Source organism: Pseudomonas sp. NBRC 111127 (assembly GCF_001320345.1).
Taxonomy (GTDB): domain Bacteria; phylum Pseudomonadota; class Gammaproteobacteria; order Pseudomonadales; family Pseudomonadaceae; genus Aquipseudomonas; species Aquipseudomonas juntendi.
In genome coordinates this window covers 1-7592 of the sequence record NZ_BCBD01000217.1, presented here as the reverse complement: position 1 = coordinate 7592, position 7592 = coordinate 1, and the positions used below count along the sequence as shown (strand labels likewise).

The following is a 7592-nucleotide window of genomic DNA, read 5'->3' as shown; positions in this document are numbered from 1 at the left end:
ACAAGATCTACGACGCCACCGCACCGACCGGCAACGCTGCCGTGACCATGGTGGTGCGTGAAGCCATTGGCGTGGTCGGCCTGGTGCTGCCGTGGAACTTCCCGCTGCTGATGCTGGCCTGGAAGATCGCCCCGTCGCTGGCCGCCGGTTGCTCGATCGTGGTCAAGCCGGCCAAGGAAACCACCCTCAGTGCCCTGCGTGTGGCCGAGCTGGCCCATGAAGCCGGTATCCCGGCCGGTGTGTTCAACCTGGTGCCCGGTGGTGGCCGTGAAGTGGGCGAGGCCATTGGCCGCCACATGGACATCCCGATGGTCAGCTTCACCGGCTCCACCGACACCGGCCGCCTGTTCCTGAAATATGCTGCCGAGTCCAACCTCAAGCGCATCGTTCTGGAGCTGGGGGGCAAGAACCCGGCCGTGGTCATGAACGACTGCGAAGACCTCGACGAAGTGGCGCAGTTCGTCACCGCCGGTGCGTTCTGGAACATGGGTGAGAACTGCTCGGCCTCCTCGCGCCTGATCGTGCACAAGGACGTGAAAGACGAACTGCTGGGCCTGATCGCCAAGCACTTGAAGGACTGGAAGCTGGGCGACCCGCTGGACCCGGACAACCGCCTGGGCGCGATGGTCAGCAAGTCGCATTTCGAGAAGGTCAAGTCGTACCTGGAATACGCTGCCGGGCAAAAACTCAGCATCGTTCAGGGCGGCGAAACCGAGAACGGCGTGTATGTGCAGCCGACCATCGTTGACAATGTTGGCCGTGACAGCAAGCTGTTCGTCGAGGAAATCTTCGGCCCGGTGCTGAGCGTGACCAGCTTCGCAACGATTGATGAAGCCATCGAGCTGGCCAACGACACCGTCTACGGCCTGGCCGCTTCGGCCTACACCGGCAGCCTGCGCAATGCGCTGCGCCTGTCGCGTGAAATCCGCGCCGGGGTGGTCACGGTCAACTGCTTCGGCGAAGGTGACGTGACCACGCCGTTCGGTGGCTACAAGGAGTCTGGCTTTGGTGGGCGCGACAAGTCCATCTGGGCCCATGACCAATACACGGAGCTGAAGACCATCTGGATCAACGCTTCGTGAGCTGAGCAAGACCGGTGCTGTTCTGACGGAGTTCGGCACCTGGCCGCTTTTGTGGTGGCTGTACCGGCGGTGAGCCGGTACAGCCACTGCAAGAGCGGCTTTTTACTTGAATTTGGGCCCCGAACGGGTATTCAGCCCCTTGGCCATACGGTCGTACAGCACCACATTCACCGTCGCCGCCAGGTTCATGCAGCCCTCGGTCGGGATGTAGATGGTCTCTTCACACCAACCGCGCACTTCTTCGCTCAGCGACCCGTCCTCTGGGCCGAAGATGTAGATGGCGCGGTCCGGGTGGGTGTATTCCGGCAGGGGCCGGGCGCCGTCCACCAGCTCTACCGCCACCGGGGTGCAGCCCAGCGGAATGATGCGTTGCAGGTCATCGATGCCGATCAGCGGGATGTCGTAGTGCACGCGCTTGGTGTCGGTGACGAAGTCACGGGCGCGCTCATACCGTTTGCCGGTGTAGAACACCGAGTTGACGCCGTAGCAGCCCGCGGCGCGCATCACCGAGCCGACGTTTTCCGGCGACTTGGGGTTGAACAGGCCGATGCAGCTGTATCGTTTGTTTGCCACGTACCGGGGCCCTTCGCGAAAAAAAGCGCGATTATACGGGCTGCCCGGTAGCAGCGGGGGGCGAATCGATGGTCAGTCTTTCTTCAGCAAGCCAGCCAGGCCGGCAAACGGGTTGTGCGTGGCCTTGGCGATGCTCGGGGTGCTGGTGGAGCCTTCGCTGAAGTACTGCTGGTCGGTGTAGCGCGAATGCTCGTTGTCGTGGCAGTACAGGCACAGCAGCTCCCAGTTCGAGCCGTCCTGGGGGTTGTTGTCGTGGTTGTGGTCGCGGTGGTGTACGGTCAGCTCGCTCAGGCGCTTGCCGGCGAACTCGCGGGCGCAGCGGCCGCACACGTGCGGGTACATTCTCAGGGCCTTGTCGCGGTAGCCCATTTCCTTGTCACGCTTGGCGTCGGCGAGAATGCGGTCCAGGCGCGCGGTGGCGGCAGCAGAAGAGGAGGCGCTCATGGTGTTTCCTTTGTTCTGATCAGGCAGGTGACGGTTATGCCATTGAGTCTAGCGCGCTTGCAGGGCGGGCGGACAGGCGAAAGCGTTGATTTAGGCGTAGCCTGTAGGAAGGTTCCCGACAGGAGGTTACTGATGTTGCGCGCGATCCTAGCCGTGCTGTGGCTGGCGGGCCTGCCCATGGCCGATGCCGCCAGTACGCCGCCCCGGCTGGCGACCCCGGTGCCCGGTGCGCCGGGTACGCCAACGCCCACGCCTTACCCGCAGATCACCCCGAGCACGCCGCCCAAGGCTTACGACAGCCAGCCGGGTGCGCCTTTGCTGCCACCGATGCCGGTGCCCGGGCCGCCGAAGGATCAGCCCTTGCCGGGGTTGCGGCCGGAGCCGGCGAAGCCGGCGCAGGATGATGACTGACTGCAGCGGTGCGTTGGCGCTGGGATTACTAGGGGGCCAGTGCCCTGTGGGAGATAACACAGCCCTACGGGCTGCGCTGTCGCGCAGAGAACTCAATTCGTAACCGCGACGCGGCCTGTGTGGGAGCGGGCGTGCCCGCGAAGAATCCAGCGCGGTGGCTGGCACCGGCTACGCCGGTGTTCGCGGGCACGCCCGCTCCCACAAAGACCCCGCTAAATCAATAAGTTATGTACTGTTCTATGAGAGCGGCCTTGTGTCGCGAAAGGGGCGCAAAGCACCCCCGGCCATCTCAAGCGATACCCAATTCGCCAAACACGAACGCATACTCCAGCGCCACATCCTTGAGCCCCTGATACCGCCCGCTCATCCCGCCGTGCCCGGCGCCCATCTCGGTCTTGAGCAACAGCAGGTTGTCATCGGTCTTGCGCGTGCGCAGCCGCGCCACCCACTTGGCCGCCTCCCAGTACTGCACGCGGCTGTCGTTGTAGCCCGCCACCACCAGCATCGCCGGGTAGGCCTGGGCCTTCACGTTCTCGTAGGGCGCATAACCCTTGATCCGCGCATACACTTCCGGCTCCTCAGGGTTGCCCCACTCGTCGTACTCGGTCACGGTCAACGGCAGGTCGGGGTCGAGCATGGTGTTGAGCACGTCGACGAACGGCACCTCGGCGACCGCACAGCGGAACAGTTCGGGGCGCAGGTTGAGCACCGCGCCGATCAACAGGCCACCGGCACTGCCACCACTGATGGCCAGCCGGTCGGGCGCCGTCACGCCCTGGGCGACCAGGTGTTCGGCACAGGCGATGAAGTCGCTGAAGGTGTTGTGCTTGTGCGCCTGCTTGCCGGCGCGGTACCAGGCTTCGCCCAGCTCGCCACCACCGCGTACATGGGCGATGGCGAAGGCCACGCCGCGCTGCAGCAGGCTCAGGCGTGCATGCGAGAACCACGGGTCGAGGCTTTCGCCATAGGCGCCGTAACCGTACAGGTACAGCGGCACGGTCTGGCCCAGGTCCTGGCGGCGACGCACCAGGCTGATCGGCACCTGGGTGCCGTCGGCGGCAGTCGCCCACAAGCGTTCGCTGACATAGTCGTCGGCATCGAACGCGCCCAGTACCGGTGTTTGCTTGAGCACCACCTGGGCGCCGCTGGCCAGCTCCAGCTGGCGCACCTGGGCCGGGCGGTTGAGTGCTTCGTAGCGCAGGCGCAGGCGGGGGCTGGCGAACTCCAGGCTGTCTTGCACGTACAGGCTGTAGGCGGCATCCGGCAGCTCGACACGGTAGGCCGCCAGACCTTGCGGGCGCACTTCGATGATCGGCAGGCCGCCTTCGCGCAGGCTCAGGGTGAGTGCGCCGGCATTCAGGCTCAGCCCTTCAAGCATAACTGCCTCGCGGTGCGGCACCAGTGCCTGCCATTGCTCGCGGCCCGGTACCTCGGTAGCCGGGGCGTAATACAGGGCGAAGTTGATGCCGTCCTGGTTGGTGCGGATAAACCAGCACCACGCGCCGTCGAGCTGGCCGTGGTCGGGGAAGTATTCATGGCCCTCGACACGTGGCGCCAGGCAAACGAATGGCGCCTGTGGGGTTTCGGCGTTCAGCACCCAGGCTTCGCTGGTGGTCTTGCTGTTCAGCAGCAGCACCAGCTGGCGCTCGGAACTGGTGCGGTAGCAATGCAGGAAGAAGCGCCCGTCGGGCTCTTCGAACACGCGCTCGGCACCGGGGCTGCCCAGCGTATGGCGGCACAGGCGCCATGGCCGGTGGGTGTCGTCCAGCTCGGCGAAGAACAGTGTCTGGCTGTCGTTGGCCCAGGTCATGCTGCCATCGCAGTCTTCAAAGGGCAGGGCGGTGATCGCGCCGCTGGCGAGGTCTTTCACGTACAGGCTGTAGACCTCGTCGCCACTGGTATCCAGGCTGTAGGCCAGCAGCCGGTGGTCGGGGCTGACACTGAACGCGCCCAGCGAGAGGAAGCCGCCGTTGGCCAGTGCGTTGGGGTCGAGCAACAGCTGTTCCTGGCTTTCATCGACGGTGTTGCTGTCGTCGGCCGGGCGTGGGCAGCGGTAGTGGCGCGGATATTCGTCGCCAGCAGTGGTGCGGGTGTAGTACAGATACGGCCCCCAGGGTGAAGGCAGCGACAGGTCGGTCTCCTGGATGCGGCCCTTGATCTCTTCGAACAATTGCTCGCGCAGGGGCCCTTGGTCGGCCAGGCAGGCTTGCTGGTAGGCGTTTTCGGCCTGCAGGTAGGCGAGCACCTCGGGGGTGTCGCGCTGTTGCAGCCAGGCATACGGGTCGGCGGCCTGGTCGGCATGGGCAATCGGCGGTTGGGGCTTGGTCGGCATCGAGGATCTCTTGGTTGGGGTGGCCTGGGCCCGGCTGCGAAGCGGCCGGCGCAGGCAAACACTGTGTGCGCCCGGAAAAGTGTTTATCATAGGCACCTCTTTGCCTGGCTTGCACGAACACCATGATCGAGAACGACTACACCTTGGCCTGGGGCCTGTACGCGGTTGCCGCTTTGGGCTGCCTGCTGGTGGGCTTCAAACTGACCGGCTGGATGTGGCGCTGGTTGCGCGAGCCCCTGCGCGTGGTGCTGGCGGTGCTGTTGCTGACGCCGACCGTGGTTGACCCGGTCAAGGACAGCTTCGCCCCGGCCATCGCCATCACCACCCTGGATGTGGCGTTCAAGGTTGGCAACAATGCCTGGCGCGCAGTTTCCGATTTTGCCATGTACGGCATGATCGCCTTTGCCTTGTATGCCCTCTTCGTATTGCTGCGTTGGCCGCTGGAAAAACGCGCCCGCGAGCGGCGGGCCCAGGCTGAGGCCGCGGCCCAGCGCGAGCAGGCCGAAGATGACCGGCTCGGCGCCCAGGCCCCTTTGGCCGCCGAGCGCAGCGACCGTTACCGTGACCTCCCGCCACCTGCGGCACCCCGGGGAAATGGCCGGGTCGAGCCCCGTCTGTAAGCGGAGACACAGCCATGTGCGAACTGTTGGGCATGAGTGCCAACGTCCCTACCGACATTGTCTTCAGCTTTACCGGCCTGATGCAGCGCGGTGGCCGCACCGGCCCGCACCGCGATGGCTGGGGCATCGGCTTCTATGAAGGGCGCGGCCTGCGCCTGTTCCAGGACCCGGCTGCCAGCAGCGAGTCGGAGGTAGCCAGCCTGGTGCAGCGCTACCCGATCAAGAGCGAAGTGGTCATTGGCCATATCCGCCAGGCCAACGTCGGCAAGGTCTGCCTGGCCAACACCCACCCGTTCATGCGCGAAATGTGGGGCCGTAACTGGTGCTTTGCGCACAACGGCCAGTTGGGCGCCTTCAAGGGCCTGGGCAGTTTCTATCGGCCGGTAGGCGATACCGACAGCGAGGCGGCCTTTTGCGACCTGCTCAACCGCATTCGCAGCGCCTTCCCCGAGCCGGTGCCGGTGGAACAGCTGTTGCCGGTGCTGGTCGAAGCCTGTGCCGGTTACCGCGGGCAGGGCGTGTTCAACTGCATGCTCAGCGACGGTGACTGGCTGTTCTGCTTCTGTTCGACCAAGCTGGTGCACATTACCCGGCGTGCGCCGTTTGGTGCGGCACGCTTGAAGGATGTCGACCTGATCGTCGACTTCCATACGCAAACCACCCCCAACGACGTGGTCACGGTGATTGCCACCGAGGCCCTGACCGAGAACGAGACCTGGCAGCGCTACGAGCCGGGTCAATGGGCCCTGTGGCGGCACGGTGAATGTGTGGCGCACGGCCAGAGCTAAGGACGCTGCATGTTCAGAAGTTACCTGCGGTTGCTGCTGTTCACCTTCGGCCTGTTGGCCGGTATTCAGGTGCCGGGGCTGGTGAAAGACTACAGCCAGCGGGTGGAGGCGCACCTGTACGAGTCGCGCGAGGCGCTGGACGGCTTCAAGCAGACGGCCGAGCGCTTTTTCAATGGCGACCTGCAGGCCTTGCTACGGCACTACCGCAGCAGTGATGACCCGGTGTTCAACAGTGACGCCAACAGCATCGAAAGCCTGATGATCCGCAACCAGTTGCTGGAGAACGAGTGGCAGGCCCTGCAAGGGCCTTGGGCCGCACGCACCTGGCATGTGCTGGTGCAGGCCGACCCGCAGCTGCGTGAAGAAACCCTCAACGGCTACAGCTACCAGATTCTGCTGGTGCCCGAGGCCATCGGCTGGGGTGTTGGCGCAGGGTTTGTGCTGGCGTTCGTGGTCGAGAGCCTGTTGCTGGGGCTTGGCTGGGTGATCCTTGGGGGGCGGCGTCGGGTGGTGAAAGAGAGCTGGCGCTGAAGGTGATCGCCAGCACAGGCACTGCGTCCTCAACGCCAACCCCTAGGAAACCAGCACGATCCGCTGCCCACCCATGTCCCGTGCATACCCCTCCAGCACCTGTCGGCACAGCCCGACTACCTCATCCACCAGCGCCACGCCGGTCTGCCAGGCCACCACCAGCTCCAGGCTCGGCGGCGGTTGCAGCCCCGCCAGCAACACCAGCTCGCCGCGGCCCAGCTCGGCATCCACCAATGCCGGTGGCAACGCGCCGATGCCGAAGCCGTCGCGTAGCAGCCGGGTAATGGCCGCCACCGAGTTCACGCAGTTCAGGCGCGGTGCGTCAGCCCCGGCACCCTGCAGCAGGCTCAGCACCTCTTGGTGCGGCCGTGAATTCTTCGAGAAGGTGATGATCCGCTCCCGACCAAGCTCGGCCAGCGAGCCGAAAGCGCGGTGCTGGGGCGAGCCGGCGGCAACCACCCAGCCCATCGGGTAGCGCGCCAGATCCAGGCTGCGGATCGACTGCTCGCGCAGCAGGTCGGTCTGCAGGATCACGTCGAGAAACCCCTTTTGCAGTTGCTCGCGCAGGTTCAGTGCAGTGTCCGCCACCAGCTCGATTTCTACCTGTGGGTAGCGCTCGGTCAGTTCCGCCACCAGCGCACTCATCCAGGTGTGGATGACCGTGTCCATCACCCCGATGCGAATTCGCCCGACCTTGGCCCGGTCGCTGTCCAGCGATTGCTTCATGGCCTTGGCGGTGTCCAGCATGCGTTCGGCGTATTCCAGCACCTTGCCGCCTTCCGGGGTCAGGCTGACGCCGCGCGAGTCGCGC

At 65.0% G+C, this 7592-nt stretch carries 9 protein-coding genes; 5 read left to right on the top strand and 4 right to left on the bottom strand.

All coding sequences use genetic code 11. The features are described 5' to 3' along the window. A partial coding sequence (locus tag APH30_RS25265) for an aldehyde dehydrogenase family protein (RefSeq protein ID WP_054914086.1) occupies positions 1 to 1082 on the top strand: 1082 nt, incomplete at its 5' end. Positions 1083 to 1184: 102 nt separating this feature from the next. Here APH30_RS25265 and APH30_RS25260 read toward each other — a convergent pair. Continuing rightward, positions 1185 to 1655, bottom strand: a complete 471-nt coding sequence (locus APH30_RS25260) for an RNA methyltransferase (RefSeq protein ID WP_009686799.1) — start codon at positions 1653 to 1655, stop codon at positions 1185 to 1187. A gap of 72 nt (positions 1656 to 1727) precedes the next feature. After that, a complete protein-coding gene (locus APH30_RS25255; RefSeq protein WP_009686798.1) occupies positions 1728 to 2099 on the bottom strand; it encodes a YajD family HNH nuclease in 372 nt (123 codons plus the stop codon). Positions 2100 to 2231: 132 nt separating this feature from the next. Here APH30_RS25255 and APH30_RS25250 point away from each other — a divergent pair, with 132 nt between their 5' ends. After that, positions 2232 to 2510, top strand: coding sequence for a hypothetical protein (locus APH30_RS25250; protein ID WP_009686797.1), 279 nt, complete (start codon positions 2232 to 2234; stop codon positions 2508 to 2510). 289 nt (positions 2511 to 2799) lie between these two features. Here APH30_RS25250 and APH30_RS25245 read toward each other — a convergent pair whose 3' ends face one another. Continuing rightward, the gene (locus APH30_RS25245) at positions 2800 to 4842 is read right to left on the bottom strand and encodes a S9 family peptidase (RefSeq protein WP_054914085.1); all 2043 of its coding nucleotides are present in this window, start codon (positions 4840 to 4842) and stop codon (positions 2800 to 2802) included. A 122-nt stretch (positions 4843 to 4964) separates the two neighbouring features. Here APH30_RS25245 and APH30_RS25240 point away from each other — a divergent pair, with 122 nt between their 5' ends. The 3 genes from APH30_RS25240 to APH30_RS25230 are packed head-to-tail and all read left to right on the top strand — an operon-like array spanning position 4965 to position 6781. Further along, positions 4965 to 5462, top strand: coding sequence for a hypothetical protein (locus tag APH30_RS25240; protein ID WP_009686795.1), 498 nt, complete (start codon positions 4965 to 4967; stop codon positions 5460 to 5462). A gap of 14 nt (positions 5463 to 5476) precedes the next feature. After that, complete coding sequence (locus APH30_RS25235; RefSeq protein WP_009686794.1) at positions 5477 to 6250, top strand: class II glutamine amidotransferase; 774 nt, start codon at positions 5477 to 5479, stop codon at positions 6248 to 6250. A 9-nt stretch (positions 6251 to 6259) separates the two neighbouring features. After that, positions 6260 to 6781, top strand: a complete 522-nt coding sequence (locus tag APH30_RS25230; RefSeq protein ID WP_054914084.1) for a DUF2937 family protein — start codon at positions 6260 to 6262, stop codon at positions 6779 to 6781. A gap of 42 nt (positions 6782 to 6823) precedes the next feature. Here the strand turns inward: APH30_RS25230 and APH30_RS25225 are convergent. Next, positions 6824 to 7592 (bottom strand): LysR substrate-binding domain-containing protein (locus tag APH30_RS25225; protein WP_054914083.1); only part of this gene is annotated, 769 nt, incomplete at its 5' end.